Origin of the sequence: Streptomyces sp. NPDC002057, assembly GCF_040296665.1 — a bacterium.
GTDB lineage: Bacteria > Actinomycetota > Actinomycetes > Streptomycetales > Streptomycetaceae > Streptomyces.
This window is the reverse complement of record NZ_JBEOXR010000016.1, coordinates 70442-96516: the sequence shown is the minus strand read 5'-3', so window position 1 is coordinate 96516 and position 26075 is coordinate 70442. Positions and strand designations below refer to the sequence as shown.

27 protein-coding genes are annotated in these 26075 nt (G+C 73.0%); 18 read left to right on the top strand and 9 right to left on the bottom strand.

Going from position 1 to position 26075, the window contains the following annotated elements; genetic code table 11:
- Positions 1-19: 19 nt before the first annotated feature.
- On the bottom strand, positions 20-1051 hold the full coding sequence (locus ABT129_RS15660; RefSeq protein ID WP_351901055.1) for a hypothetical protein: 1032 nt from the start codon (positions 1049-1051) through the stop codon (positions 20-22).
- A 65-nt stretch (positions 1052-1116) separates the two neighbouring features.
- Here ABT129_RS15660 and ABT129_RS15655 point away from each other — a divergent pair, with 65 nt between their 5' ends.
- The 4 genes from ABT129_RS15655 (at position 1117) to ABT129_RS15640 (ending at position 5639) form a co-directional block, all read left to right on the top strand.
- Positions 1117-3180: an FUSC family protein gene (locus ABT129_RS15655; RefSeq protein ID WP_351901053.1), complete on the top strand. Its 2064-nt coding sequence runs from the start codon at positions 1117-1119 to the stop codon at positions 3178-3180.
- A gap of 151 nt (positions 3181-3331) precedes the next feature.
- Positions 3332-3973 (top strand): hypothetical protein, encoded by a 642-nt coding sequence (locus ABT129_RS15650; protein ID WP_351901051.1) that lies wholly within the window; start codon positions 3332-3334, stop codon positions 3971-3973.
- Positions 3974-4200: 227 nt separating this feature from the next.
- Positions 4201-4749 (top strand): SigE family RNA polymerase sigma factor, encoded by a 549-nt coding sequence (locus tag ABT129_RS15645; protein ID WP_351901123.1) that lies wholly within the window; start codon positions 4201-4203, stop codon positions 4747-4749.
- Positions 4746-5639, top strand: coding sequence for a hypothetical protein (locus ABT129_RS15640; protein WP_351901049.1), 894 nt, complete (start codon positions 4746-4748; stop codon positions 5637-5639). The genes ABT129_RS15645 and ABT129_RS15640 overlap by 4 nt, the downstream gene beginning before the upstream one ends.
- 13 nt (positions 5640-5652) lie before the next feature.
- On the opposite strand, the gene rpsN is transcribed toward ABT129_RS15640, so the two are convergent.
- Positions 5653-5958 (bottom strand): 30S ribosomal protein S14, encoded by a 306-nt coding sequence (gene rpsN, locus ABT129_RS15635; protein WP_351901047.1) that lies wholly within the window; start codon positions 5956-5958, stop codon positions 5653-5655.
- Positions 5958-6194 carry a 50S ribosomal protein L28 gene (gene rpmB, locus ABT129_RS15630; RefSeq protein ID WP_351901045.1) on the bottom strand — a complete coding sequence of 79 codons (237 nt, stop codon included), beginning with the start codon at positions 6192-6194 and terminating at the stop codon, positions 5958-5960. The genes rpsN and rpmB overlap by 1 nt, the downstream gene beginning before the upstream one ends.
- Before the next feature lie 74 nt (positions 6195-6268).
- Between rpmB and rpmG the strand changes: the two genes are divergently transcribed.
- From rpmG to ABT129_RS15610, 4 genes are all read left to right on the top strand, one after another.
- Positions 6269-6433 (top strand): 50S ribosomal protein L33, encoded by a 165-nt coding sequence (rpmG, locus tag ABT129_RS15625; RefSeq protein ID WP_141300493.1) that lies wholly within the window; start codon positions 6269-6271, stop codon positions 6431-6433.
- 8 nt (positions 6434-6441) lie between these two features.
- Entirely contained in the window at positions 6442-6729 is a 288-nt protein-coding gene (locus tag ABT129_RS15620; protein ID WP_351901043.1) for a type B 50S ribosomal protein L31, read from the top strand.
- A complete protein-coding gene (locus ABT129_RS15615; RefSeq protein WP_351901041.1) occupies positions 6729-7856 on the top strand; it encodes a CobW family GTP-binding protein in 1128 nt (375 codons plus the stop codon). Before ABT129_RS15620 ends, ABT129_RS15615 begins: the two co-directional genes overlap by 1 nt.
- 221 nt (positions 7857-8077) lie before the next feature.
- Positions 8078-8290 carry a DUF397 domain-containing protein gene (locus tag ABT129_RS15610; protein WP_173861569.1) on the top strand — a complete coding sequence of 71 codons (213 nt, stop codon included), beginning with the start codon at positions 8078-8080 and terminating at the stop codon, positions 8288-8290.
- Positions 8291-8437: 147 nt separating this feature from the next.
- On the opposite strand, the gene ABT129_RS15605 is transcribed toward ABT129_RS15610, so the two are convergent.
- Entirely contained in the window at positions 8438-8935 is a 498-nt protein-coding gene (locus ABT129_RS15605; protein WP_351901039.1) for an ATP-binding protein, read from the bottom strand.
- A gap of 328 nt (positions 8936-9263) precedes the next feature.
- On the opposite strand from ABT129_RS15605, the gene ABT129_RS15600 reads away from it, so the two are divergent.
- From ABT129_RS15600 to ABT129_RS15570, 7 genes are all read left to right on the top strand, one after another.
- Complete coding sequence (locus ABT129_RS15600; RefSeq protein WP_351901037.1) at positions 9264-10136, top strand: Sco1979 family transcriptional regulator; 873 nt, start codon at positions 9264-9266, stop codon at positions 10134-10136.
- An 85-nt stretch (positions 10137-10221) separates the two neighbouring features.
- Positions 10222-11679, top strand: a complete 1458-nt coding sequence (locus ABT129_RS15595) for an aldehyde dehydrogenase family protein (RefSeq protein WP_351901035.1) — start codon at positions 10222-10224, stop codon at positions 11677-11679.
- Positions 11680-11894: 215 nt separating this feature from the next.
- A complete protein-coding gene (locus ABT129_RS15590; protein WP_351901033.1) occupies positions 11895-12437 on the top strand; it encodes a DinB family protein in 543 nt (180 codons plus the stop codon).
- A gap of 57 nt (positions 12438-12494) precedes the next feature.
- Complete coding sequence (locus tag ABT129_RS15585) at positions 12495-13109, top strand: PadR family transcriptional regulator (RefSeq protein WP_351901031.1); 615 nt, start codon at positions 12495-12497, stop codon at positions 13107-13109.
- A gap of 159 nt (positions 13110-13268) precedes the next feature.
- Positions 13269-14249 carry an ATP-binding cassette domain-containing protein gene (locus tag ABT129_RS15580; protein WP_351901029.1) on the top strand — a complete coding sequence of 327 codons (981 nt, stop codon included), beginning with the start codon at positions 13269-13271 and terminating at the stop codon, positions 14247-14249.
- Positions 14246-15010 carry an ABC transporter permease gene (locus tag ABT129_RS15575; RefSeq protein ID WP_351901027.1) on the top strand — a complete coding sequence of 255 codons (765 nt, stop codon included), beginning with the start codon at positions 14246-14248 and terminating at the stop codon, positions 15008-15010. Before ABT129_RS15580 ends, ABT129_RS15575 begins: the two co-directional genes overlap by 4 nt.
- A gap of 287 nt (positions 15011-15297) precedes the next feature.
- Positions 15298-16428: a beta propeller repeat protein gene (locus tag ABT129_RS15570; protein WP_351901025.1), complete on the top strand. Its 1131-nt coding sequence runs from the start codon at positions 15298-15300 to the stop codon at positions 16426-16428.
- 40 nt (positions 16429-16468) lie between these two features.
- On the opposite strand, the gene gad is transcribed toward ABT129_RS15570, so the two are convergent.
- The 3 genes from gad to ABT129_RS15555 form a co-directional block, all read right to left on the bottom strand.
- Positions 16469-17887 (bottom strand): glutamate decarboxylase, encoded by a 1419-nt coding sequence (gene gad, locus ABT129_RS15565; RefSeq protein WP_351901023.1) that lies wholly within the window; start codon positions 17885-17887, stop codon positions 16469-16471.
- Positions 17888-17920: 33 nt separating this feature from the next.
- Positions 17921-19210, bottom strand: a complete 1290-nt coding sequence (locus ABT129_RS15560) for an ion channel protein (RefSeq protein ID WP_351901021.1) — start codon at positions 19208-19210, stop codon at positions 17921-17923.
- A 314-nt stretch (positions 19211-19524) separates the two neighbouring features.
- Positions 19525-19893 carry a YbjQ family protein gene (locus tag ABT129_RS15555; RefSeq protein ID WP_351901019.1) on the bottom strand — a complete coding sequence of 123 codons (369 nt, stop codon included), beginning with the start codon at positions 19891-19893 and terminating at the stop codon, positions 19525-19527.
- A gap of 150 nt (positions 19894-20043) precedes the next feature.
- Here ABT129_RS15555 and ABT129_RS15550 point away from each other — a divergent pair, with 150 nt between their 5' ends.
- Positions 20044-20757: a DedA family protein gene (locus ABT129_RS15550; RefSeq protein ID WP_351901017.1), complete on the top strand. Its 714-nt coding sequence runs from the start codon at positions 20044-20046 to the stop codon at positions 20755-20757.
- Between the two features lie 138 nt (positions 20758-20895).
- On the opposite strand, the gene ABT129_RS15545 is transcribed toward ABT129_RS15550, so the two are convergent.
- Positions 20896-22557 carry a threonine/serine exporter family protein gene (locus ABT129_RS15545; RefSeq protein WP_351901015.1) on the bottom strand — a complete coding sequence of 554 codons (1662 nt, stop codon included), beginning with the start codon at positions 22555-22557 and terminating at the stop codon, positions 20896-20898.
- Positions 22558-22688: 131 nt separating this feature from the next.
- On the bottom strand, positions 22689-23180 hold the full coding sequence (locus tag ABT129_RS15540; RefSeq protein ID WP_141300520.1) for an inorganic diphosphatase: 492 nt from the start codon (positions 23178-23180) through the stop codon (positions 22689-22691).
- A gap of 102 nt (positions 23181-23282) precedes the next feature.
- On the opposite strand from ABT129_RS15540, the gene dacB reads away from it, so the two are divergent.
- The gene (gene dacB / locus ABT129_RS15535; RefSeq protein WP_351901013.1) at positions 23283-24686 is read left to right on the top strand and encodes a D-alanyl-D-alanine carboxypeptidase/D-alanyl-D-alanine endopeptidase; all 1404 of its coding nucleotides are present in this window, start codon (positions 23283-23285) and stop codon (positions 24684-24686) included.
- Positions 24687-24779: 93 nt separating this feature from the next.
- On the top strand, positions 24780-25919 hold the full coding sequence (locus ABT129_RS15530; protein WP_351901011.1) for an Rv3626c family coenzyme F420 biosynthesis-associated protein: 1140 nt from the start codon (positions 24780-24782) through the stop codon (positions 25917-25919).
- The last annotated feature ends 156 nt before the right edge of the window (positions 25920-26075 follow it).

Sequence of the window (26075 nt, the reverse complement as noted above, 5' to 3'; positions counted from 1 at the left end):
CGTGCCGGTCCCCCGAGAGTCAGCGGCCGCGTCGCGTTCCGCCCTCGGGCGGCAGCGCCCGGTGGACCAGTCGGAGGGTGAGGGATTCCGGGGGCTGCCAGACGTGCCGGTCGTCGAACGGCCAGGCGTAGACCAGGGCCCCGTCGCGGACGCAGTCGAGCAGGCCCGGCGCCGCGAGTTCGTGGGCCGACCACTCGTAGAGCTGCCGCAGGCGCGGGACGATCACGCCGAAGTCGACGAGGCGGCCGAATCCGATCTCGCCGCGCAGGTAGGTCCGCACGCTGTCGCGGAGCGGGTACTCGTCGGGGAGCACCCGGGACAGCTGGAGGAAGACCCCCGCCATTCCCAGTCGCGGGTCACCGAGGAGCGGCGCGAGCGGGCGCAGCCGGCCGAGGGCGAGGCGGGGCGCGGCGACGAGGGCGTGGGAGTAGAGCACGCGGCAGAGGACGACGTTCATGAAGAACCGTTCGGCCTCGTTCTCCGCCTCCGCCAGGTCGCGGTGTTCGAGGTAGGCGGCGACCACGCTCCCGTTGTGCGCCCGGTACCAGGCGCGGGCGGTGGGGTAGTGGACGAAGGACAGCCAGTGGTGGACCGAGGGGGACGAGGCCCGGCCCGGAAGTCCCCCGCTCAGGCCCACCGCCTCGCAGCCGTCCCGCAGGACGCGCTCGTTCACCGCCCGCCACCACGGGCTGCCGGGCCGGTCGGCGAAGCCCGGCTGGAGCACGCCCCGCCGCAGCTGCCAGCGCATGAACGACATCGCCGCCCGGCGGTACGGCAGGTGCTGGGGCGCCTTGCCGAACGGGCCGTAGTAGCAGCGTTCCATCAGGGCCATCCGCCCGGCGGGGTCGTCGCGGACCGAGGCCGCCTGCCGCCGGGCCCAGACCGCGGCCGTGCCCTCGGGGGCCGTGCCCTCAGGGGGCGCGCCCTCGGACGCCGTGCCCCCATCGGAAGCCGTGCCCTCGGACGCCGTACCCCCATCGGATGCCGCGCCCCCCTCGGAAGCCGCGCCCTCGGAAGCCGTGCCCCCCTCGGCCGGGCCCTCAGTGGTCATGCCCACAGAATCCCACGCGTGGGTGAAATCGGCGGTTTCGTCCCCGTCCCGGATACGCTCGGGCCATGAGCTGGCTCCGGGCCCTGAAGGAGACCGCCCGCTCCGGGCTCACCGTCGAGCGGCAGCGGCTCTCCCCCGCCATCGCCGCCCGCGCCGCGCTCGGCCTCGCCCTGGTCATCGGCTTCTCCCTCGCCGTCTTCGGCCCCGCCGTCGCCGCCTCCTCGGCGTTCGGCGCCTTCCAGGCGGCCATCGCCACCTTCCAGCGCTCCTGGCGCCCCCGCCCCACCCTCGCCCTCGCCTCCGGCGCCAGCCTCGCCGTGTCGACCTTCGTCGGCTACCTCGTCGGCGCCCACGAGGTCCTCTTCCTCGCCCTGCTGCTCCTGTGGACGTTCCTCTCGGGCCTCGCCTGGGCCGCCGGCCCCACCGCCGGCATGATCGCCTCCTCCAACGTGGCGATCATGCTGGTGACCGTCACCCTCCCCACCTCCGTCGCCACCGCCGCCGGGCACGCCGTCATGATCTTCGCGGGCGGTGTCGTCCAGGCCGCCCTGGTCGTCGTCCTCCCGGTCCGCCGCTGGGGCGCCCAGCGCGACGCCCTCGCCGACGCGCTCGCCGCCGAGGCGGACTACGCCCGCCGCCTCCGCCACGACCCGGTGGCCCCGTTCGACCCCCTGCCGCTCATGCACGCCCGCAACGCGGCCGCCGTGACCCCCGGCCAGGCCCGCCGCCGCCCGGCGGAGCTCCACGGGGCCCGGGGCCTCGCCGAACGCATCCGGCCCGTCCTCGCCTCCCTCGCCGACCCGGCCGTCGGCGTGCCGGAGGAGGGACCCGCACGCGCGCGCGTGCGGGAGCTGCTCGGCGCGGCGGGCACCGTCCTGGACTCCGCCGCGCACGCGATCCGGCACGGCGAACCCGTCACCCTCCCCGCAGCCGCCGTCGACGCCCTCCACGCCCCGGACACCCTGTCGATCCTGCACGGCCCGCCGCGCCGCGCCGCCATCCGTCTCGCCGCGCTGCTCGGCGACGTCGTCGACACGGCCGAGCCGCGCACGGAGACGTCGGGACACGGCGCCACGGCCCGCGCCCGCCCCACCCTGGTCCGCCTCGCGCCGATCATCGTGGTGAAGGTCCGTGCCGAGCTGCGCCGGGACTCCCCGATCCTGCGCCACGCCGTCCGCGTCTCGGCGGTCGCGGCCGCCGGCTACCTGCTGGGCGGCGCGCTCCCCTTCGGGCACGGCTACTGGGCGCCGATGGCCTCGGTGATGGTGATGCGCCCGGACTTCTCGCAGACGTACGCGCGCTCGGTGGCGCGGTTCGGCGGCACTCTCGTCGGGGTGGGCGTGGCGACGGCGGTCGTGCAGTCGGCCCACCCGGACACGTACCTGTCGGCGGCCCTCGCGGTGGTGTGCGCCTTCGGGATGTACCTGTTCATCCGGACGGGGTACGCGGCCAGCCAGGTCTTCGTCGCCGCCTACGTCGTCTTCCTGCTCGGGATGGAGGGCGGGGGCATCAGCCAGACCGTACGGGACCGGGTGACGCTGACCCTGCTCGGCGGAGTGCTCGCGATGCTGGCGTACGCCGTCTACCCGGCCTGGGAGACGCCCCGGCTGCGCGGCCGGCTCGCGGACTGGCTGGCGTCGGTCGGCGGGTACGCGGCGGTCGTCACCGCGCGGTACGCCGATCCGGTGGGTCCGGGCAGCCCCGACGTACGGGAGGCGCTCCTGAACACCCGCGCGGCCCGGGTCGCCTGGCAGGAGGCGGTGGAGCGCGCGACGCACGAACCGGTGCGGCACCGGGGGCTCTCGCACGCGGCGGTCGAACAGGCCGACCACGCGCTCGCGGAGTTCGGGCGGGTGGCGATGCTCATGGAGGCCCACCTGCCGGAACACGGCGCCCCGCCCGTACCGGCCGCCGCGACCCTCGCGGAGTCCCTGCGCCGGGCGACGGAACGCGGCGCCAAGGAGGTGCGGGAGCGCAAGGTGCCGCAGTGGGACGACCTGCGGGAGACGCTCGACGCCTGGTCCGCGGACCCGCCGGACCACTTCCTGCTGCACAAGGGGGCCGTCCTGCTCCTGGAGGCCCTGGACGAGGTCACGACGGCCCTGACGGAGTCCACGCGCGCGCGGTGAGGAGTCCGGGGGCCGTGGCGGATCGGCCGGGCCCTTCCGTGGATTTTCGCGAGCATGTCATCCGTCCCCGGGCCGGGCGGAGTTGGTAGGGGGTGAGGGCCGAGGAGGTGCGCGGTCCGCAGCGACCCCGATCGATCCCAGGAGCAGTCGGATGAAGAAGTACCTGCTGGCCGCGGCCGGCGTCGTGGCCGCCGCCGTGATCGCGGCGCCGGTGGCCGTGGGAGCGTCCGCCGGGACCTCCGCGGCGACCGGTTCCGCCACCCGGGCCCCGGCCGGGCAGACCGCCCCGAAGGCCGCCCCCGTGAAGGCCGACCCCGCGAAGGTCACCCCGGTCAAGGCCGCCGCTCCCGCCGCGGACCCGGTCCGTACCGTCCGCCCCGGGGAGCGCGTGGACGCCGGGCAGGGCTACACCGTGTGGCTGACCAGGGACGGCAAGCACTGGTCGGACCCGGAAGGGTTCGAGAACTTCCGCAGCGTCGTCGACGGCAACATCGACCGCTCCGCGCCCGGCGTGAGCCACCAGAGCGAGGGGAACGCGACGGGCGTCTTCCACTCGGGCGTCTACTACGGGACCCGCAAGGCGGGCCGCGTCGAACTGACCGACGCCGCGGGCCGCAGGACCGTCGCGACCCTCCTCGCGCTGCCCGGCCGGCCCGACTGGGGCGTCTGGTACACCCGCACCGGGCCGGTGACCGGCAACCACGGCGGCTCCTTCGACGTCGCCCTGTACGACCGCAGGGGGAAGCTGCTCGCCGAACTGCCGGGCTTCGACTTCCCGGCCGGCCGCGGCTGACCGCGACCGCCGGGGCGGAAACGTGGCGGGGCCCGGCACGGGGCGGGCCCCGCCGCCACCCTTCCCCCTTCCACCGACGCTCCACCGACGACGACCGCCCACCGATCGCGAGGTCCGACACAGTGCCGCACGAGTCCGTCACCGAGGACACGGAGGCCACCGCGGCCGGCAGGGGCACCGGGGTCACCGGGCCCGACCGGATCACCGGGATCAGCGGGAACGCCGGGATCAGCGGGGTCACCGCGGACGACGACGGGTTCGCCGCCTTCGCCGTCGCGGCCTGGCCGCGACTGGTGCGCACCGCCCAGCTCCTGACCGGGGACTTCCACGAGGCCGAGGACCTGGTGCAGACGACCCTGGCCAAGGTGTACGGACGGTGGCGGCGGGTGCCCCGTGGGGAGATCGACCTCTACGTACGCCGGGCGCTGATCAACAACAACCTCAGTCGGCTCCGCCGGAAACGGGTCGTCCATCTGCTGACACCGGTCCTGCCGGAGTCGCTGCGCCACACCTCCGCCGGTCATGCCGAGGCGGTCGAACAGCGCACCGCGCTCCTGACGGCCCTGGCGGACCTGACCGCCCGCCAGCGCGCCGTCATGGTGCTCCGCTACTGGGAGGACCTGACCGAGCTGGAGATCGCCGGCGTGCTCAACTGCTCGATCGGCACGGTCAAGACCCACGCCCGGCGCGGCCTGGCGGCGCTGCGCGCCCACCCGGGGCTCGTCACCGTCCCCGTCCCGCCCCTCCCCGCCGCCCCTTCCGGAGCCCGACGATGACCCCCGCACGGCCGACCACACCCCCGGACCCCGAGCCCGACCCGGGCCGCGCGCCCGGGACCGACCGCGATGCAGCCGCCGGCCGCGATGTCGGCCCGGGCCGCGACCCCGCCCCGGGCCGCGATGCAGGCCCCGGCTCCGGCCGCGCCGCCGCGCCCGGCCAGGGCCTCCGCCCCACCCCCGACCTCGGTGAGACCGACGTGCGCGCGGCGTTCGCGAGGGCCGCGCTCGACGTGACCCCGGGCCCGTTGCCGCTGGAGGCCGTCCGGCGGGAGGGCCGGCGCCGCCGGAGGCGCCGTACGGCCTCCTTCTCGGCCCTCTCGGTGCTCACGGTCGCGACGGCCGTGGCGGCGGTCGTCGCCCTGACCCCCGTACGTCCGTCCCCGTCGGGTACGAGCCCGGTGGCGGCCCCGCCGACCGTCGTCCCGACCTCGGCTCCGGCCGTGCGTCCGTCCCCGCCGCGGCCGACCCCGATCCGGGTGGTGGCCCCGGGGGAGCGGGTGGACGCGGGGAAGGGCTGGAGGATCTGGCTCACGGAGGAGGGCAAGCACTGGGCGGGGTCGGACGGGTTCGAGAACTCCCGGAGCGTCACCGACGGCAACATCGACCTGGACAGCCCGGGGGTGAGCCACCAGGGCGAGGGGAACCCGGCGGGGGCCTTCCACTCGGGGCTCTACTACGGGACCCGTGACGCGGGCCGCGTCGAGCTGGAGACCGCCGACGGGCGCACGATCCCCACCACCCTGCTCGAACTGCCGGGCAGCCCCGGCTGGGGCGTCTGGTTCGCGCACACCGGGCGGGGGGAGGGGGACGTCGGCGTGGCACTGTACGACCGCGCGGGCAGGCTCCTCTCCGACCTGCCCCTCGTCCCCCGCGCCCCGACCTCCTGAGCGGCGAGCGCCCTCACCACGAGGCCTTCCGTACCCCCGGCAGGAACCCCGCGTGCGCCTGCGACCTGAGGCGTACCCGGGACAGGCCGAACCTGCGCAGGTGGCCGCGGGGGCGGCCGTCCACGGAGTCCCTGTTGCGGACCCGGGTGGCGCTCGCGTCCCGGGGCTGACGGCGCAGCTCCCGTGCCGCCGCCTCGCGCTCGCCGACCGGGGTTCCGGGGCGCCGGAGGAGCTCCTTCAGTTCGGCCCGCCGCTCGGCGTACCGGGCGACGACGGTCCTGCGGTGCGCGTCGCGTGCGATCTTGCCGCGCCGGGCCATCAGACCTTCGCCCCGCGCGCCCTGACGCGGGCCACCGCGGCCTCGACGCCGATCGCGTCGACGGTCCTGATCGCGCGGGCGCTGAGGGTGAGCCGTACGTACCGGCCCTCGCTCGGCAGCCAGTACCGCTTGCGCTGGATGTTGGGGTCGAAGCGGCGCGGGGTGCGCCGGTGGGAGTGCGAGATCCGGTTGCCGAATCCGGGCCGTGCTCCGGTGAGCTGGCAGTGGGCGGACAAGGGTGACCTACCTCTCCGTGGGGACGTCGGAAGAACATTGGAAATGGGAACCATTTTCATTTACTCTACACACCATGGCACGCAACGAACTCCGACCCGTCGTCAAGCTCCGGTCCACCGCCGGCACCGGATTCACCTACGTCACCCGCAAGAACCGCCGCAACGACCCCGACCGCCTCACCCTGCGCAAGTTCGACCCGGTCGCCCGCCGGCACGTCGACTTCCGAGAGGAGCGCTGAACCACCTCATGAAGCCCGCCATCCATCCCCCGTACGAGCCCGTCGTCTTCCGCGACAAGGCCGGCGGCTTCGCCTTCCTCACCCGCTCCACGCGCACCGGCGACCCCGGGAAGACCGTGGAGTGGGAGGACGGCCGCACCTACCCCGTCATCGACGTCGAGATCTCCTCGGCGAGCCACCCCTTCTACACCGGCACCGCGCGCGTCCTGGACACCGCGGGCCGCGTGGAGCGCTTCGAGAAGCGGTACGGACGCCGCGACGACCGCGGCGAGGGAACCCCCGGGGCAGCCCCCTGATGTTCTCCGTCGCCCTCGTCGGAGGGCTCCACTCCGACGCCCGCCGCGCTGCCGTGGACCGGCTCCTGGCCGTCGTCCCCGGCAGCGTGGCGCTCCACCACGACCTCGCGACGGCCCCGGAGACCGGGACCGTCGCCCGTACCGTCCGCGACGCCACCGGTGTCCTCGCCGCCGGCGAGACCCCGCTCGTCGACGACTGCGCCTGCTGCGCCCTGCGCGAGGACCTCGTCCCCGAGCTCGTACGACTCCGTGACGCCGGGCTCACCCGGCTCGCCGTCGTCGAGCTCTGGGACTCCGTCGAACCCCGGGCGATGGCCGAGGTCGTCGCGGGAGCCGGGTTCCGCATCGGCGCCGTCGTCACCGCCGTCGACCCGGCCCTCCTCCTGCCGTACCTGGCCGACGGCGACGACCTCGCGGACGTCGGCCTCGCCGCGGCCGCCACCGACCGGCGTACCGTCGCGGACACCTGGGCGCGCCAGCTGGAGTACGCGCCCGTGCTCGCCGTCGTCGACAGTCCCGCGGCCGACGCGGAGGACCGGGCGCTGCTCGACCAGCTCCACCCCACCGCGCTCAGGGTCCCCGTCGAGGGCGACGGACTGGCTCCTGCCGCGTTCGCGGGCTTCGACGTGGAGGCGGCGGCCGCCGCCCAGCACCCGGCCTGCGCGCTGCTGCCGCAGGAGGCCGAGGGGCATGGCGTCGCCACCTACGTCTGGCGCCACCACCGGCCCTTCCACCCGGAGCGGCTCTACGCCGCCCTGGAGGACCTGACCTGCGCGGCGACCCGCAGTCGCGGCCGGTTCTACCTGGCCGACCGGCCGGACACCCTGCTCGCCTGGGAGGCGGCGGGCGGCGCCCTCAGCGTGGAGAGCGCGGGCCCCTGGCTGGCCTCGCTGCCCGACGCCGCCTGGGAGCTGGTCCCGCCGGTACGGAGGGCGGCCGCGGCGCTCGACTGGCACCCGGAGCACGGCGACCGCTGCCAGCACCTGGTCTTCACCTCGCCCGGCCTGGACCGCGAGCACCTGGCCTGCGTCCTGGGGTCCTGCCTGCTCACGGACGCGGAGTACGCGGCGGGCCGCGACTCCTGGCGGGGGCTCGGTTCGGCCTTCGACGCCTTCCTGGAGGTCTGACCGAGGATCAGGCCCCGTAGGGTGAGGGGGAGTAGCGCGCACCGCCGCGGCTTTACTCGCCGGTAGCACGCTGAGTCGCGTAGCCGCTACGCCACCCCCCGTGCACGTGCATCTGCTCATGCAGCCGCATATGAACACAGCTATGATCCGAGGAAGTTGACACGTGCACCAAGCAACTCGGGGAGCTACCAGTGCATCATGCGCATCACGCGTACAACGGCATGGCGGCCACGGAGCTGCGCGGTGTCGTGTGGCAGAAGAGTCGGCACAGCAACTCCCAGGGATCCTGCGTGGAGTTCGCCAAACTCCCGGGGGGAAACGTTGCCGTACGCAACTCGCGCCACCCCGAGGGTCCCGCGCTCGTCTACACGCCCGCCGAGATAGAGGCACTCCTCCTCGGCGTCAAGGACGGGGAGTTCGACCACCTGGTCTGAGCCCGGCGCGAGCCCCCGCCGTCCGTACGCGGACGGCGCCGGGCGCACGCGAGAGGGGCCGGTGCGCAGGGAGGGGTCAGAGGTACGCGAGAGGGGCCCGGGCAGTGTGTGCCCGGGCCCCTCTTCCCGTACGTACGGGTGTCGCGCCTACTCCGGACCGATCCGGAACAGCGCCCACACCACCTTGCCCCGCAGCGTTCCGGCGAGCGGGTGCCACCCCCAGCTGTCGCTGAACGAGTCCACCAGGAACAGCCCGCGTCCCGACTCCGCGGCGAAGTCCTCCTCGCCGCCGCGCGCCTCCGGGCTCTCCTGGCTGGGGTCGCGCACGGCGCACACCAGGCGTGAGGACCAGCGCATCAGGTGCAGCCGAACCGGTGGGTTCTGGCCTTCTTCCTGGGGCGCGTCGGAGGGCACCGCGTGGCGCAGCGCGTTGGTGACGAGTTCGGAGACGACCAGGGCGACGTCGTCGAAGCGCTCGGTCAGTTCCCAGCGGTCCAGCGTCGCGCTGGTGAACTTCCGGGCCCCGCGCACCGCTTCGTACCGCGCGGGCAGCGCGCAGGAGGCGGAGGTGGAGACGGCGCCGGGATCGATCGGCGGAAGGCCCTGCCGTAACGGCTCGAGCACGGTCGATCCATTCGTCCCCATGCGAGGCACTCCCGGGAATCGCGACTGTGGTGCTACAACACGACAACACGAACGAGTACGCGGCTGCGCGGGCTCCATGGTTCCGAATGCGCCCACTGGATGCAAGGGCAGATGCACGTGCACGCGCCGGACCTGTCCGCCCCCGTGCCGAATCTGTGCATAAGTCGTGCACTCGTTGAGGGGAACTTTCCGCGAAGTGTGTGCCGCGTGCCCCCGCATGCCCGGATCTCGCCGCCTTTCCGTAATCGAATGTGTACGCGCTGAAGCGTTTGGTGGCAGAATCCGGGGCTCGACGGGGGCTCGACACCGTAAAGGGGAGGCTGGAGCCGTGACCGCAGGCGAATCGAGCGGAGCGAGCGGGAGTGTGGTGCGGCGCATCCTGCTGGGCTCCCAGCTGAGGCGGCTGCGCGAGTCGCGCGGGATCACCCGCGAGGCGGCCGGATATTCGATCCGCGCGTCCGAATCCAAGATCAGTCGCATGGAGTTGGGACGGGTGAGCTTCAAGGCCAGGGACGTCGAGGATCTGCTGACGCTGTACGGAGTCGGGGACGAGGCCGAGCGCGGCTCGCTCCTCGGGCTCGCCCGCGAGGCCAACGTCGCCGGCTGGTGGCACAGCTTCGGGGACGTCCTGCCCGGCTGGTTCCAGACGTACATCGGCCTGGAGGGCGCCGCCTCCCTCATCCGCGTCTACGAAGTGCAGTTCGTCCACGGCCTGTTGCAGACCGAGGCGTACGCCCAGGCCGTCGTCACCCGGGGCATGCCCGGCGCCCCCGCCGCCGAGATCGACCGCCGCGTCGCCCTGCGCCTCGAACGGCAGAAGGTCCTCGTCTCCGAGCGCGCCCCGCAGTTCCACGCCGTCCTCGACGAGGCCGCGCTGCGCCGCCCGTACGGCGACCGCTCCGTCATGCAGGGCCAGTTGAGGCACCTCATCGAGATCTCCGAGCACCCGGGCGTCACGCTCCAGGTCATGCCCTTCAGCTTCGGCGGCCACGCCGGGGAGAGCGGCGCCTTCACGATGCTGAGCTTCCCCGAGTCCGACCTCTCCGACATCGTCTACCTGGAGCAGCTCACCAGCGCCCTCTACCTCGACAAGCGCGAGGAGGTCGCCCAGTACCAGCGCGTGATGGAGCGACTGCAGAAGGACGGGCCCGATCCGGCCGAAACCCGGGATCTTCTCCGGGGACTCCTTCAACTCTCCTGACACATCAGTACGATGACGTGACATCAGTTCCGACGTCACTTCTGTCATCCGTACAGAGGTAGAGCGGGTAGAGGGGTCTCGATCCATGTCGCACTTCACCGACCTGGCCCACCAGTACATCGACGGCGAGTGGAAGCCCGGCAGCGGCTCGTGGGACATCATCGACTTCAACCCGTACACCGGGGAGAAGCTCGCGTCGATCACCGTCGCCACCGCCGGCGAGGTCGACCGCGCCTACCGCGCGGCCGAGCGCGCCCAGGCCGAGTGGGCCGAGACCAACCCGTACACGCGCCGTCTCGTCTTCGAGCGCGCGCTGCGGATCGTCGAGGACCGCGAGGAGGAGATCGCCGAGACGATCGTCGCCGAGCTCGGCGGCACCCGTCTCAAGGCGGCCTTCGAGCTGCACCTCGCCAAGGAGTTCCTGCGCGAGGCGGTGCAGCTCGCGCTCCGCCCCGAGGGCCGCATCCTGCCGTCCCCCGTCGACGGCAAGGAGAACCGCGTCTACCGCGTCCCGGTCGGCGTCGTCGGTGTCATCTCCCCCTTCAACTTCCCCTTCCTCCTCTCGATCAAGTCGGTCGCGCCCGCGCTGGCGCTCGGCAACGCGGTCGTCCTCAAGCCGCACCAGAACACCCCGATCTGCGGCGGCACCCTCGTCGCCAAGGTCCTGGAGGAGGCCGGCCTCCCGGCCGGACTGCTGAACGTCGTCGTCACCGACATCGCCGAGATCGGCGACGCGCTCCTCACCCACCCGATCCCGAAGGTCATCTCCTTCACCGGCTCCGACAAGGTCGGCCGCCACGTCGCCACGGTCTGCGCGCAGAACTTCAAGCACGCCGTCCTCGAACTCGGCGGCAACAGCGCCCTGATCGTCCTCGACGACGCCGACGTCGACTACGCGGTGGACGCGGCCGTCTTCAGCCGCTTCGTGCACCAGGGGCAGGTCTGCATGGCCGCCAACCGCATCCTGGTGGACCGGACGGTGGAGGAGGAGTTCACCGAGAAGTTCGTGGCGAAGGTGAAGACCCTGCGGGTCGGCGACCCGGCCGACCCCGCCACCCACATCGGTCCCCTCATCAACTCCCAGCAGGCGGAGGCCGTCTCCTCGCTCGTCGACCAGACGGTGGCGGCGGGCGCGACGGCGCTGCTGCACGGCACCGTGGACGGCAACCTCGTCTCCCCCTCGGTCCTCACCGGGTTCGCCCCGGACGCCCCGGTCCTGGGCCAGGAGATCTTCGGTCCCGTCGCCCTGATCGTCCCGTTCGACGGCGAGGAGGAGGCCGTACGGATCGCCAACGACACGCCGTACGGGCTCAGCGGCGCCGTCCACACGGGGGACATCGAGCGGGGTGTGCGGATCGCCAAGCGCATCCACACCGGCATGATCCACATCAACGACGGCACCGTCCACGACGAGCCGATCGTGCCCTTCGGCGGCGAGAAGCACTCGGGCATCGGGCGGCTCAACGGCGAGGCGATGGTGGAGAGCTTCACCACCCAGAAGTGGATCTCGATCCAGCACGGCCGGAGCCGGTTCCCCTTCTGAGCCCCTCCTCCCGCCTTCGGGAGGACCGCCCTCCCCGGGGGCCGCTCTCCCCTGGGACCGCCCTCCCCGGGGACCGCTTTTCCGCAGGATCGCTTCCGTGAGGACTTGCGGACCGTAGTTGTCCGCAAGCCTCCGTAGCGTGAGGGGTGTCGAGAAGGTCCACGGAATCCACGGGGATCTCGCGGCAGGCGGATCGGCTACGGAAGGCGGACATCATGGTGGCTCTTGTTCCCACGGAGACCCACGGCGACGAGCGCGGCGCGCTCCTCAACTTCATCGAGGCGCAGCGCGCCGCGATCCGCCGCTCGCTCCACGGGCTCACCGAGGAGCAGGCGGCGAGCCGCCCCAGTGCCAGCGAACTCAGCCTCTCCGGCCTGGTCAAGCACGTCGCCGAGGTCGAGCTCAACTGGCTCCGGCTGGCCCAGCAGCGGCCGAACGAGCGCCAGCGAACCGGTGAGACCTGGGGCGACGGCTTCCGGCTCGTGGGCGAGGAGACGATCCCGGAGGTCGTCGCCTTCTGGGCGGACGTGGCGAAGGAGACCGAGGAGTTCGTCCGCTCCGTGCCGAGCCTCGACGACACCTTCCCGCTGCCCGAGGCGCCCTGGTTCCCGAAGGACGGGCAGGTGTCGATCCGCTGGATGCTGCTCCACCTGGTCCAGGAGGCGGCCCGGCACGCCGGGCACGCGGACATCGTGCGGGAGTCCCTGGACGGCAAGGGCTCCTTCGAACTGATCGCGGCGGAGCAGGGCCAGGGCTGAGTCCCCGCCCGCCCCGCCCGCGTACCCTGGTCAAAATTGACTAGGGGAGGTACGGCGATGTCGGCGATCCGGCTGCTGGTCCTGGGCGCGGTGAAGCAGCACGGCCGCGCCCACGGCTACCAGGTGCGCAACGACCTGGAGTACTGGGGCGCCCACGAGTGGTCCCACGCCAAGCCCGGCTCGATCTACCACGCGCTGAAGCAGATGGCGAAGCAGGGGCTGCTGCGCGCGCACGAGGTGGCGCCGAGCGCCGTGGGCGGGCCGCCGCGCGTCGAGTACGAGCTGACGGAGCGCGGCACGGAGGAGTACTTCGCGCTGCTGCGCGAGGCGCTGACCACGTACGGCCAGAAGATGGACGTCCTGTCGGCGGGCATCGGCTTCATCGTGGACCTGCCCCGGGAGGAGGCGGCGGAGCTGCTGCGCCGCCGGGTGAGGGCGCTCGACGAGTGGCGGGCGGCGGTCACGGAGTACTACACGCCGGAGGGCGGGCCCGGTCAGCTCGGGCACATCGGCGAGATCATGCACATGTGGGTCCACTCGGCGGACGCCGGCAAGGAGTGGACCCTCGGTCTGATCGAGCGGATCGAGGGCGGGGCGTACGTGTTCGCGGGGGAGGGCGATCCCTTCGTGGGCGTGCTGGCGGAGGGCGAGGAGAACCCCTTCGCGACCTGAGCGGTCCGGTCGTCGGTCCCGTCGTCGGCCCCGTCGTCGGTCCCGTTCGACCGGTTCGGCCATTAATCAAGTTTGACCAATGGCTCCACGAGGGCATACCTTCCTTCGTCGGCGGTGAGTGGTCAAATTTGACTACACTGTTTTCTGGAGGAAATCGACATGGCAGCGACAGCGGACGCGATCGTCGTGGAGGGCGCGCGCAAGCGGTACGGGGAGAAGGACGCGCTGGCCGGCCTGGACCTGACCGTCGGCCGAGGCACCGTCCACGGCCTGCTCGGACCCAACGGCGCGGGCAAGACCACGACGGTACGGATCCTGGCCACCCTCCTGCGCCACGACGAAGGCCTGGTGCGGGTGGCGGGGCACGACGTACGGACCGAGGCGCGGAAGGTGCGGCAGCGGATCGGGCTGCTCGGACAGCACGCCGCCCTCGACGAGGAGCTGGGCGGACGGCAGAACCTGGAGATGTTCGGCCGGCTCCACCACCTGGGGGCCCGGCGCGCCGGGACGCGGGCCGACGAGCTCCTGGAGCGCTTCGGCCTCACCGACACGGGCCGCAAGCCCGTCAAGCAGTTCAGCGGCGGCATGCGACGGCGGCTCGACCTGGCGGCCTCCCTGATCACCGACCCCGAGGTCCTCTTCCTCGACGAGCCGACGACCGGACTCGACCCGCGCGGCCGCGGCGAGGTCTGGGAGTCGGTGCGCTCCCTGGTCGGCGGGGGCACCACGGTCCTCCTCACCACGCAGTACCTGGAGGAGGCCGACCGGCTCGCCGACCGGATCTCGGTCGTGGACCGGGGGCGGGTCGTGGCGGACGGCACGGCCGACGAACTCAAGGCGCGGGTCGGCGTCGACCGCATCGACGTCGTCGTACGGGACGCGGCACGGCTCGACGAGGCGGCCGGACTGCTGCCGGCGGCTCGGGCACAGGTGAGCGTGGACGCCGACCGGCGGTGGCTCAGCGCGCCGGTGACGGACCGGATGGCCTCGCTCGCCGAGACCGTGCGGGCGCTCGGTGAGGCCGGGATCGAGGCGGAGGACGTCGCCCTGCGGCGGCCGACGCTGGACGAGGTCTTCCTGCACCTCACGTCGCACGAGACGGCCCCCGGGGCGGGCCGCGAGAAGGAGGTGGCGGCATGAGCGCCGCGTACGTGATGAGCGACTGCTGGACGATGACCCGCCGGGAACTGGCCCACTGGGCCCGACAGCCCGTCCAGGTCCTGGTGGGACTCGTATTCCCGGTGATGATGCTGCTGATGTTCGGCTATCTGGTCGGCGGCGGGCGGAGCGTCGACGGCGACTACGTCGACTTCCTGGTGCCCGGGATGCTCACCCTGACCATGGTGTTCGGGCTCGAAGGCACCATGACGGCGGTGACCCGGGACCTGAACAAGGGCGTGATCGACCGGTTCCGGTCGATGCCGATGACCGACGGCGCGGTGCTCGTGGGGCGGGCGGCCGCCGACATGCTCCAGTCGACGGTGGGCCTCCTCGTGATGGTCGGCGTCGGGTACGCGATCGGCTGGCGGGCGAACGGCGGGCTCGGCAGCACCCTGGGGGCCCTGGGACTGCTGCTCCTGCTGCGCTTCGCGATGCTGTGGATCGGGATCTTCCTCGCCCTCGTCGCGGGGCGGGCCGAGCTGGTGCAGGCGGTGCAGATCCTGGTCTGGCCCCTCGGCTTCCTCTCCAACGCCTTCGCCTCGCCGGACTCGATGCCGGGCTGGCTCGGCACGTTCGTCGAGTGGAACCCGATGTCGGCGACGGCCACGGCGGTCCGCGAACTCTTCGGCAACCCGGGCGGCGAGCCGGGTCACATCGGGGCCGCGGTGGTGTGGCCGCTGGTGCTGCTGGCGGTCTTCTTCCCGCTGGCGGTACGGAAGTTCGGGCGGCTCGGGAAGTAGCGGCGCGGAGGTGGGAACCCGGAGGCGGCGAGCGGTGTATTGAAAGCAGCGGTTCACCGCGGACCGCTCCGGGGAGGACAGGGGGACGTGCGATGCGCAGGCCGACGGGAGTGGCCGGCGCCGTCGTGGCGCCGGTGTTGGTGATGTTGGTGGTGCTCAGCGGGTGTACGGGGCTGGGTGAGGGGTCGGGTTCGGGGGCGCGGGAGTCGGGGCCGGGGGCTTCGAGCGGTTCGGGCCGGGGGGTGGATGCCTCGGGTCCGGGTGCGGGGGCGCATGGGGGTGCGGGGGTGGATCTGCTGCCGGTTCCGGATCCGCTTCCCGGGCCGGTTCCGGGGGCGTTCGGGGCGCCGCCCCGGGTGCCGTCCGCGCCGGGGCTGCCCGGCTGGGCGCACGGTCTGGGCTTCGCGCGGGACGGCAGCGGGTTCGCGCTGCTCGTCGAGTGCGAGGGCGATCCGGCGGTGCCGGGGAGCGGCTTCTGCCGGCAGCACGTGGCCGTGCGGGGCGCCGGGGCGCGGGAGTGGGTGCTGCGGCGGTCCCCACTGCCCCGCATACCGGTGGCGGAGGGCGTCTCGGCCAACCTGCTCGCGCTGGGCCCCGGCCGGGCGCTCGTCGAGGAGGGCGGCGCCGGGCCGGAGGCGAGGACCTGGTTCACCCGGGACGGCGGCCGCAGCTGGCGCGAGGGCGACGGGCGTACGGTCGGGACGACCCCGGAGATACCCGTGGGGGCGGTGCTCACCACCGACTGCGCCGCGCCGGCCGGAGCCCTGCCCGACGACTGCGTGCGTCACCGTCTCGTGGTGGTCTCGCCGGAGGACGGGCGGCGCAGGGCGCTGGCCCGGACGCCCCTGCTGGGGGCGCACCCGCGGCCCCAGGAGCAGCAGGAGCCCGACGGCTCCTGGTGGGTCTCGGGCACGGACCCGCTGTCGGGCCGGGCGGCGGTCGCCGTCTCGCGGGACGGCGGCCGGCGCTGGACGGTCCGCCGGCTGCCGAGTCCCGTGACGGCCCCCGGGTGGTACACGGCGGTCGCGGTGGGCCGGGACGCGGTGTACGCGGCGGAGATGGGGGAGTTGACGGGCGGGGAGCCCGTCAAGAACCCGATGCGGGCACTGCACCGCTCCGTGGACGGCGGCAGGAGCTGGCAGCGGATGTGGACCACGGGCCCGTCGGAGCAGCCCCGCACGCTCCTGGGGCTGCCGGTGCCGGGGCCCGGCGGCCGGGTCGAGCTCGGCGGGGAGCTGTCGGGGTACGCGAGCGGGGACGGCGGACGGACCTTCGTCCGGCTCGGCGACGGCAGCCACCACGCCCGCCGCACCCCGCTCGGCCTGCTGCGCGAGGAGTCGCCCTGTCGGTTCGCGCTGACCGCGGACGGGGTGCGGTGGTCGGAGTTCCGGCTGGGCTGCGAGGGCGACGCGACCTGAGCCCGGAGCGTGCGCGGCACCGCCGGGAGTGTGGGTCCGCTCAGTGGTGGAAGGCGGTGGCCGCGCTCTTGTCGTCGGTGAACGGGCGCGACTGGCGCCGCAGTTCCGGCATCAGCCGGTTCAGGTCCTCGACGAAGAGGTCGGCCAGGTCGGCGGAGAATCCGTTGCGGCAGACCACGCGGAGGACGGACAGGTCCTCCCGGTTGGCGGGGAAGGTGTAGGCGGGCACCAGCCAGCCCTGTTCGCGCAGCCGCCGGGACACGTCGAAGACGTTGAAGGAGGTGACGTCGGGAGCGGTGGTGAAGGCGAAGACGGGCAGTTGGTCGCCGCGGGTGAGGAGCCGGAAGTCGCCCATGGCCTCGATCCGTTCGGCGAGGCCGCGGGCGATGTCCCGGGAGGTCTGCTGCACGGCCCGGTAGCCCTCCCGGCCGAGCCTGAGGAAGGTGTAGTACTGCGCGACGACCTGGGCGCCCGGCCGGGAGAAGTTGAGGGCGAAGGTGGGCATGTCGCCGCCCAGGTAGTTGACGCGGAAGACCAGCTCCTCGGGGAGTTCCTCGGGCGAGCGCCAGAGGGCCCAGCCGACGCCCGGGTAGACCAGTCCGTACTTGTGACCGGAGGTGTTGATCGAGGAGACCCGGGGGAGCCGGAAGTCCCAGACCAGGTCCTCGTCGAGGAAGGGGGCGACCATGGCGCCGGAGGCGCCGTCGACGTGGACGGGGATGTCGAGGCCGGTGCGCTCCTGGAGGGCGTCCAGGGCGGCGCAGATCTCGGCGACGGGTTCGTAGGAGCCGTCGAAGGTCGAGCCGAGGACGGCGACGACCCCGATGGTGTTCTCGTCGCAGAGCGCGGCGGCGGACTCGGCGTCGAGGTGGAAGCGGTCGCCCTCCATGGGCACGAGCCGGGCCTCGACCTCCCAGAAGTTGCAGAACTTCTCCCAGCAGACCTGGACGTTGACGCCCATCACCAGGTTGGGGCGGGCGGAGCCCGGATAGCGGTCGGCGTTCCGTGTGGTCCAGCGGCGCTTGAGGGCCATTCCGGCCAGCATGCAGGCCTCGCTGGAGCCGGTGGTGGAGCAGCCGACGGCCGTGGTCGGGTCCGGGGCGTTCCACAGCTGGGCGAGCATGGACACGCAGCGGCGCTCCAGCTCGGCGGTGCGCGGGTACTCGTCCTTGTCGATCATGTTCTTGTCGCGGCACTCGGCCATCAGGACGCCGGCCTGGGGTTCCATCCAGGTGGTCACGAAGGTGGCGAGGTTGAGACGGGAGTTGCCGTCGAGCATCAGCTCGTCGTGGACGAGCTGGTAGGCGCTCGCCGGGGGGATCGGGCCGTCGGGCAGCCGGTGGTGGGGTGGTGCCTCGGTCATGCCGCCGACCGGGTTGGCCTCCCCGAAGAAGGGGTTGAGCGCGAGCCTGCGCTCGGGTCCGGAGGGGGAGGCGGCGGGCCCCTGGTGCAGCGGCATGGGAACTCCTTCTGTCCGGTGAGGGGGAGCGGGTCAGTGCAGGGAGCGGCCCTGCTCGTCGAGTTCGAGCTGGGGACGGCCGGTGACGATCAGCCAGGCGGGGAGGGAGGCCAGGCAGAGCAGGGCGAGCATCGCGGGGGAGGCCGCGAGGACCGCGCCGGTGAAGAGGCTGATCCAGCCCTGCCGGGTGGTGGCGAGCAGGACGCCGAGGACGGCGGAGGAGACGGCGACCGACGGATGGACCTCGGGGACGAGGGCCTGGGCGAACATCCCGAAGGCGGCGCCGATGAAGACCGCGGGGAAGATCCGGCCGCCGCGGAAGCCGCAGGAGGCGGCGACGACGAGGGCGAGGAGTTTGACCGCGGCCATCTTGGCGAGTTCGCCCGAGGACCAGCCGCCGATGGAGGAGGTGAGCTCCTTGACCTGCTCCAGGCCCTTGAAGAGGGTCAGGGGCCCGCCCAGGGCTCCCAGGAGGCCGAGGACGAGGCCGCCGAGCGGCAGCATCAGCATGGGGTGGCGCAGGCGCCCGAAGGCGGCGTGGACGTAGGGGAAGAGGTGGCAGGAGGCGAGCCCGAAGAGGGCCGCGGCGGAGGCGATCACCAGGGCGGCGAGGAGGTCGCCCCAGCCGGGGTCGGTGAGCGGCGGGAGCCCCATGTCGAAGCTGGGTTCGGCGAGCAGCTGGGTGGTCATCGACCCGGCGCCGGCGGCGACCAGCGGGGCGAAGAGCCGGTCCCAGAGCGAGCCGCGTCCCGGCTGGCCCGCGAGGGCCTCGGAGATGACGAGGGCGGCGGCCACCGGGGTGCCGAAGAGGGCGCCGATGGTGCCGGCCGAGGCGAGGGCGACCCAGGCGGCGCCCGGCACCGCGGGCGCGGCCTTGCGGCCGAGCCAGTAGGCGAGGGCGATGTTGCTCGCGATGATCGGGTTCTCGGGGCCGAGGCTGACTCCGCCGGCGAGTGCGAGGGTGCTCGCCAGGAGGAGTCCGGGGACGACGCCTGGGGCGAGCGGCGCTCCGCCGAGGCCGGTGGAGGCCGGGTCGGGGCCCGCGTGTCCGGGCACCTTCCAGACGACGAGGCCCACGGCGATGCCGGTCGCCGTGAGCATGATGATGATCCAGAGCGAGGAGTGACCGCCGATCCCGAGGGCGTCCGGCAGGTCGTCCCAGAGGACGTCCTCGAACTTCTCGGCGAGGGCGCTGATCCCCAGGAACAGCAGGCTGGTCACCGCCCCGACCACGAGTGCGGGCAGCACCTGCGGCAGCAGGGTCCGCAGAGGGGTCGGGTCGGCGGGGGATGACGGAGGGGGCGGAGCGTGATCGGTGGTCACCGCCCCACCATAAGTGAGCAAATGCCGCAGAACATCCCGAGATTGGGGCCGAACGGACGTACACCTCATGGCGGGTCAGGTCGGCGCGACGACCTCCTCGCAGAGCCGCGGGAGGGCCCCCGGCCGGCAGGGACCCCGCCGACCGGAGGCCCTCCCGGGCGCCTCCGTACCACCGTCCGCGCACCCGCCGGCCCGCGCCGGGCCGGGCGCCCGAGAACCGGGGACCGGTCCGCCGGGCCCGGGCGCCGGCGGACCGGGGTCCGGTGGGCCTGATCCCCCGGGTGCCGGGGGATCGGGCGCCGGGCGGGCGACGGTCAGGTGCGCGGGGCGATCACCACGGCCGTGCCGTACGCGCACACCTCCGTGCCCACGTCCGCCGCCTCCGTCACGTCGAAGCGGAACATCAGGACGGCGTTCGCGCCGCGCGCCTGAGCCTGTTCCACCAGGCGTTCCATCGCCTGGTTGCGGGTCTGCACCAGGGTCTTCGTCAGACCCTTCAGCTCCCCGCCGATCATCGACTTCAGTCCCGCGCCGATCTGGCTGCCCAGATGGCGTGAGCGGACGGTGAGTCCGAAGACCTCACCGATCACCTGCCGGACCTCGAAGCCCGGCACGTCGTTCGTCGTCACGACCAGCACGTCGGGTTGCGGCCCCTGGCCGCCCCCGTACTCGTCGATGCCCATCGGCATGCACCTCCTGACCCCCCAGCCTCATGGGCTCAGCTCCTCTCCGCATCCTGTGGGGGACGGGGAACCGGGCGCGTTCAGCTCGCGTTGATAGCTTGGGGCCAGCCGTCCCCCATGCCCCCACCGACCGCAGGAGCCCGGAAACCCGTGAACACGCTTGCCCTCGGACCGAGCTGGCTGGACCCGGACTATCTGATTCAGACCTTTGGTCCGATCGGTGTCCTGGCCATCGTCTTCGCCGAGTCCGGCCTCCTCATCGGGTTCTTCCTGCCCGGCGACTCGCTGCTCTTCACCACCGGCCTGCTGATCACCACCGGCAAGCTGGACATGCCGCTGTGGCTGATGTGCACGCTGATCGTGGCCGCGGCGGTCATCGGCGACCAGGTCGGATACCTCTTCGGGCGGAAGGTCGGCCCGGCCCTCTTCAAGCGCCCCGACTCGAAGCTCTTCAAGCAGGAGAACGTCGAGAAGGCCCATGAGTTCTTCGAGAAGCACGGCCCGAAGTCGCTGATCCTGGCCCGCTTCGTCCCCATCGTGCGGACGTTCACGCCGATCATCGCCGGCGTCAGCCGCATGAACTACCGCCTGTTCATCACGTACAACATCATCGGCGGCGTCCTGTGGGGCGCGGGTGTGACCATCCTCGGCGCCCTCCTCGGCAAGATCGACTTCGTGCACAAGCACATCGAGATGATCCTCGTCGGCATCGTCCTGATCTCTGTCGTGCCGATCGTGATCGAGGTCCTGAGGTCCCGCTCCCAGTCGAAGAAGGCACAGGCCAGGGGCGACCAGGGCGTCCCCAGTGACCACGACGCCCCCGGCACCCCCAACCCGCCCCGCGGCCGGCACGCGAAGCGCTGATCCGCGAGACCGATACGCCACAGGGGCCCCGCACACCGTGCGGGGCCCTGCGCGTTCCCACCGAGAAGCCCGGAGCCCGAAGCCCTGAGCCCGGAGCTAGAAGCCCGGAGCCCGGAGCCCGAATCCCGAATCCCGGAGCTAGAAGCCCCTGGTCCGCTTGGCCGCCCGGCGGGCCGCGGCGGCGCCCGGGGCCTGCATGAAGAGGCGGGCCAGCTCGCCTCCCAGGTTCACGCCGATCGCGATCGCCAGGGCGAGCGCCGAGGCCTTCGCCAGCGAGGCGAAACCCTGGTCCAGGTTGTTCTGGGCGATCGCGAGCACCCCGAAGTAGGTCGCCGAACCGGGCAGCAGCGGGCCGATCGCCGCCGTCACGTACGGCAGCGAGGAGGTGTGCTCGTAGCGGGCGATCAGCTGCCCGAAGAGCCCCACGAGACCGGCCGCCACCGCCGTCGCCATGACCGTCGAGCCGTCCGCCGTCACCGCGATCGACGCGTAGATCACCCACGCCACCCCGCCGTTCAGCGTCGCGAAGAGCACCGTCGCCCGCGACTGCTGCAACAGGATCGCGAAGGTCGCGCACAGCACCATCGACGCCAGGATCTGCGTCACCGGCCGCTCCACGGCCTGCAGTGCCCCCTCCGGGTTCAGCTGGGCGTCGAACTGCACCGCGATGTACAGCACCGACAGCACGCCCACCACGATCGCGACGAAGAAGTACGCGACCTCCAGGAGCCGCGCCGAGGCCGTGATGTAGAAGCCGGTCAGACCGTCCTGCACGGCCGCCACGAGCGCCCGCCCCGGAATCAGCGCGAACAGACCACCGGTGATCACCGCCGACGGCCGCAGATCCGCGTGCAGCATGGTCAGGAGCACGCCCATCGCCGCCGGCGGCATCGCCGCCACCAGGAACTGGTAGAACTCCGGCAGCCCGCGCCCCGCGCACAGCCACGCGAGCCGGTCGCCGAGCACCGCGCCGAGCGCGGCGACGAGGAAGACCGTCAGACCGCCGCCGAGCAGCACCGAGGCCGCGCCGGCCAGCACTCCCGCCGCGGCCGTGAGCACCCAGCCGGGGTAGGGGTGCCGGTTGCGCCGTATCTCGGCCAGCCGCCGGTACGCCTCCTCGGGCGTCACCTCGTGGGCGCTGGCGTTGATGTCGGCGAGCAGCGTGTAGACGGCCGCCAGCCGGGTGTAGTCCGTGCCCCGGCGCCGTACCGTCCGGTTCGCCGTGATCGGGTCGTCCACCAGCGAGGGCTGGTACGTGACGGACAGCAGGGTGAAGGTGACCGTCGGCTCGACCCGGTCGAGCCCGTACGAGCGGCAGATCGCGAACATCGCCGCCTCGACGTCCTCCGCGCCCTCCCCGCCCGCGAGCAGCAGCTCGCCGATGCGCAGCGTCAGGTCGAGCACGCGCGGTACCGAGGGGCCGGTCTCGTCCTCCTTGCGCAGCGCCTCCGGAACGGGCCGCTCACCCACCGGCAGCCGCAGCATGGTTCGCATCCGGTCCTGCCACGGCGCGTCCTGCGAGAGCCGCACCAGGGGCACCCCGTACGCCGGGGTGAAGGCGGGCGGCGAGTTCTTGGCCGAGTAGGTGGCCGGCGTCGCGAACGCCGAACCCTCCTGCTCGGGCGGCGGTTCGGGCGTGAGACCCGGCGGAAGCGAGAACTCGGAGGTCGGATGCTCCTCCTCCGGTGGCGCGGGCTGCTCCACACCGGCGGGTGGCACGAACGCGCTCCGTGCCTCGTCCGACTGCGGCTTCCGGTCCTCCGGAGCCCCGCCCTTCGAGCCGTCCGGCTCCACCACCACTCTCTCCGCCTCACTCCCTAGGGAACCGTGGATTCCAGTATGGGTGTGCGACGGGTGTGCGAAAGGCGGTACACCCCGAGAGGTGCACCGCCTGTCACACGATCAGAACATCAGCCCATCGGAAGCGGGGCTCAGTGGCCGCCCTGCTCCTTGGCGCGCGCGTACGACTTCTCGATCTCTTCCTCGGCCTCGGCGCGACCGACCCAGTCGGCGCCCTCGACCGACTTGCCCGGCTCCAGGTCCTTGTAGACCTCGAAGAAGTGCTGGATCTCCAGGCGGTCGAACTCCGACACGTGGTGGATGTCCCGCAGGTGCTCCATGCGCGGGTCGGTGGCCGGGACGCACAGCAGCTTGTCGTCGCCGCCCGCCTCGTCCGTCATGCGGAACATGCCGATGACACGGCACTTGATGAGGCAGCCCGGGAAGGTGGGCTCGTCGAGGATGACGAGCGCGTCCAGCGGGTCGCCGTCCTCACCCAGGGTGTTCTCGACGTAGCCGTAGTCGGTCGGGTAGGCCGTCGACGTGAAGAGGCGGCGGTCCAGGCGGATGCGACCCGTCTCGTGGTCGACCTCGTACTTGTTACGCGATCCCTTGGGGATCTCGATGAGAACGTCGAACTCCACGGGTGGCTCCTCCTGAATCAACACAAGTGAATGCTCGCGACGACGCGCGGTGATTAAGTGTCCCTCACGCACGTGTGTGATCGCGAAAGGGGCTGGTCAGCAATGCTCGAGCCGAGGATGTGGCAGCTCACGGCGGGCTCCGCCGCCCTCGGACTGGCCCTGGCCGCCGCGGCGGTGACCGCGGCAGGCCCGTGGGACTCGGGTCAGCGTACGGCCGAGCGGGCCCGCGCCGCCGCCCCGCAGGCGGGTGGCGCACATCACGCCCCGGCCCCCGCACCCGCCCCGCCCCGCCGCCCCGCGCCCGCCCCGAGCGCCCCCGGCGTCCTCACCGCGCTGCACGCCCCCGCCCCCGCGGGACACCCCGCGAACCTCTCCGCCGTCCTCGGCCCCCTCCTCGCCGACCCCGGACTCGGCCCGCTGCGCACCGCCTCCGTCGTCGACACCGCCACCGGCACACAGCTCTACGGCGCGGGCGCCACCGCCCCCATGACCCCCGCGTCCACGGTCAAGATCGCCACCGCCGCGGCCGCGCTCTCCGCCCTCGGCCCCGACCACCGCATCGCCACCACCGTCACCGCGGCCCCCGACGGCCGGACCGTCACCCTCATCGGCGGCGGCGACCCCACACTCGACCCGGCCCGCCTCAAGGCCCTCGCCGCCGACACCGCCCGCGCCCTCACGGCCCGCGGCCACACCTCCGTACGGCTCACCTACGACACGAGCCTCTACCCGGGCCCCACGCTCCACCCCATCGGCCCCAACGAGAACATCGCCCCCGTCGTCGCCCTCATGACCCGCGAAGGACGCCTCGACGACAGCACGAGCGGCCCCGCACCCCGTACCGCCGACCCCGCCGGCGACACCGCCAGGGCCTTCGCGGAGCTCCTCACCCGGGCCGGGGTCGAGATCACCGGCGACCCCGCCCCCGGCCGCGCCCCCAAGGCCGCCCCCCTCGCCCGCACCCACTCCGCCCCCCTCGCCGACCTCGTCGAGCGCACCCTCACCCACAGCGACAACGACCTCGCCGAAGCCCTCGCCCGGCAGACCGCCCTCGCCCGGAAGCAGCCCGCGAGCTTCGACGGCGCCGCCAGGGCCGTACGCGACGAACTCGCCCGCCTCGGCCTCCCCGTCACCGGAGCCCGCTTCGCCGACGGCAGCGGACTCGACCGCCGCGACCGCGTCTCCGCCGCCCTCCTCACCGGGCTCCTCACCCGAGCGGCAGACCCCGCCCGCCCCACCCTGCGCCCGCTCCTCACCGGACTCCCCGTCGGCGGCTTCACCGGCACCCTCACCGACCGCTTCGACACCGCACCCGCCACCGCGGGCGCCGGACTCGTCCGCGCCAAGACCGGCACCCTCACCGGCGTCAACACCCTCGCCGGCACCGTCGTCACCCCCGACGGACGCCTCCTCGCCTTCGCGTTCCTCGCCGGACGCACCCTCTCCCCGTACGAGGCGCAACCCGCCCTCGACCGGCTCTCCGCGGCCCTCGCCGGCCAGGACTGACCACCCCGCGGCCCGGCCCCCACCCCGCCCCGACCCGCCCGGAAGCCGTCCCGAACCCGCACCGAACGCGCTCCGAGACCGTACGGTTGACGCATGACGAGCATCGGTGGCGCAGGCACATCCGGGATGGTCGACTGGAACCTCGCGGTCGCGACCGCGACCCGCCTCGTACGGCCCGGACCCGAAGTCGGCCGCGACGAGGCCCGCGAGATCGTCGCCGAACTCCGCAGGCACGCCAAGGCCTCCGAGGAACACGTCCGCGCCTACACGCGGATGATCCCCGAGGGCATGGAGCCGCACGACACCCCCGTCCTGATCGTCGACCGGACGGGCTGGATCAGGGCCAACGTCGCAGGCTTCCGCGAACTCCTCACCCCGCTCCTCGGCAAGATGCAGGACCGCCGCTCCACCAACCCCGGCAGCGCCGTCCTCGGCGCCGTCGGCGGCAAGGTCACCGGCGTCGAACTCGGCATGCTGCTGTCCTTCCTGGCCTCCCGCATCCTCGGCCAGTACGAGACCTTCGCCCCCGCCACCCGCGCACTCCCCGCCGGACCCGACGGCGGCGGACGCCTCCTCCTCGTCGCGCCCAACATCGTCCACGTCGAACGCGAACTCGAGGTCTCCCCGCACGACTTCCGGCTCTGGGTCTGCCTCCACGAGGAGACCCACCGCACCCAGTTCACCGCCGTCCCCTGGCTACGTGACCATCTCCAGGGCGAAATCCAGTCGTTCCTCGCCGCCACCGACGTCGACCCCGGCACCGTCGTCGAACGCCTCCGCGACGCCGCCCAGACCCTCGCCGGCGGCCGCCCCGAGGCCGAGGAGGGCGAGCCCGCGCCCTCCCTCGTCGAACTCGTCCAGACCCCCGAACAACGCGAGATCCTCGGCCGCCTCACCGCCGTCATGTCCCTCCTCGAAGGCCACGCCGACTACGTCATGGACGGCGTGGGACCCCAGGTCGTGCCCTCCGTCGCCGAGATCCGCGAGAAGTTCCAGCAGCGCCGCGCACGGGGCGCCTCCCGCCTCGACCTGGCCCTGCGCAAGCTCCTCGGCCTCGACGCCAAGCTCCGCCAGTACCGCGACGGAGAGCGCTTCGTCCGCGCCGTCGTCGACCAGGTCGGCATGGACGGCTTCAACCGCGTATGGACCTCCCCCAACACGCTCCCCACCAAGACCGAGATCGCCGCCCCCGCCGACTGGATCGCGAGGGTGCACCGTAAGGCAGACTCCTGAGACAGGTGCGGCAGACGGCACAGGAACACGTCAGAACACCTCGCCAATCACCCATCCGAGGGACCCTGGGCATGGGGTGAGGCGTGCAATGCTCGGGTAACGGCCGGGTTTCTGTCACCATCGACGCACTCTGAGTGACCGAACCCCCCATTCCGA

Bases quoted from the DNA above. Each gene is read 5' to 3' on its own strand.
- ABT129_RS15660 (WP_351901055.1), bottom strand. From the start codon at position 1,051: ATGACCACTGAGGGCCCGGCCGAGGGGGGCACGGCTTCCGAGGGCGCG.
- ABT129_RS15655 (WP_351901053.1), top strand. From the start codon at position 1,117: ATGAGCTGGCTCCGGGCCCTGAAGGAGACCGCCCGCTCCGGGCTCACC.
- ABT129_RS15650 (WP_351901051.1), top strand. From the start codon at position 3,332: ATGAAGAAGTACCTGCTGGCCGCGGCCGGCGTCGTGGCCGCCGCCGTG.
- ABT129_RS15640 (WP_351901049.1), top strand. From the start codon at position 4,746: ATGACCCCCGCACGGCCGACCACACCCCCGGACCCCGAGCCCGACCCG.
- rpsN (WP_351901047.1), bottom strand. From the start codon at position 5,958: ATGGCCCGGCGCGGCAAGATCGCACGCGACGCGCACCGCAGGACCGTC.
- rpmG (WP_141300493.1), top strand. From the start codon at position 6,269: ATGGCACGCAACGAACTCCGACCCGTCGTCAAGCTCCGGTCCACCGCC.
- ABT129_RS15620 (WP_351901043.1), top strand. From the start codon at position 6,442: ATGAAGCCCGCCATCCATCCCCCGTACGAGCCCGTCGTCTTCCGCGAC.
- ABT129_RS15615 (WP_351901041.1), top strand. From the start codon at position 6,729: ATGTTCTCCGTCGCCCTCGTCGGAGGGCTCCACTCCGACGCCCGCCGC.
- ABT129_RS15610 (WP_173861569.1), top strand. From the start codon at position 8,078: ATGGCGGCCACGGAGCTGCGCGGTGTCGTGTGGCAGAAGAGTCGGCAC.
- ABT129_RS15605 (WP_351901039.1), bottom strand. From the start codon at position 8,935: ATGGGGACGAATGGATCGACCGTGCTCGAGCCGTTACGGCAGGGCCTT.
- ABT129_RS15595 (WP_351901035.1), top strand. From the start codon at position 10,222: ATGTCGCACTTCACCGACCTGGCCCACCAGTACATCGACGGCGAGTGG.
- ABT129_RS15590 (WP_351901033.1), top strand. From the start codon at position 11,895: ATGGTGGCTCTTGTTCCCACGGAGACCCACGGCGACGAGCGCGGCGCG.
- ABT129_RS15585 (WP_351901031.1), top strand. From the start codon at position 12,495: ATGTCGGCGATCCGGCTGCTGGTCCTGGGCGCGGTGAAGCAGCACGGC.
- ABT129_RS15580 (WP_351901029.1), top strand. From the start codon at position 13,269: ATGGCAGCGACAGCGGACGCGATCGTCGTGGAGGGCGCGCGCAAGCGG.
- ABT129_RS15575 (WP_351901027.1), top strand. From the start codon at position 14,246: ATGAGCGCCGCGTACGTGATGAGCGACTGCTGGACGATGACCCGCCGG.
- gad (WP_351901023.1), bottom strand. From the start codon at position 17,887: ATGCCGCTGCACCAGGGGCCCGCCGCCTCCCCCTCCGGACCCGAGCGC.
- ABT129_RS15555 (WP_351901019.1), bottom strand. From the start codon at position 19,893: ATGGGCATCGACGAGTACGGGGGCGGCCAGGGGCCGCAACCCGACGTG.
- dacB (WP_351901013.1), top strand. From the start codon at position 23,283: ATGCTCGAGCCGAGGATGTGGCAGCTCACGGCGGGCTCCGCCGCCCTC.
- ABT129_RS15530 (WP_351901011.1), top strand. From the start codon at position 24,780: ATGACGAGCATCGGTGGCGCAGGCACATCCGGGATGGTCGACTGGAAC.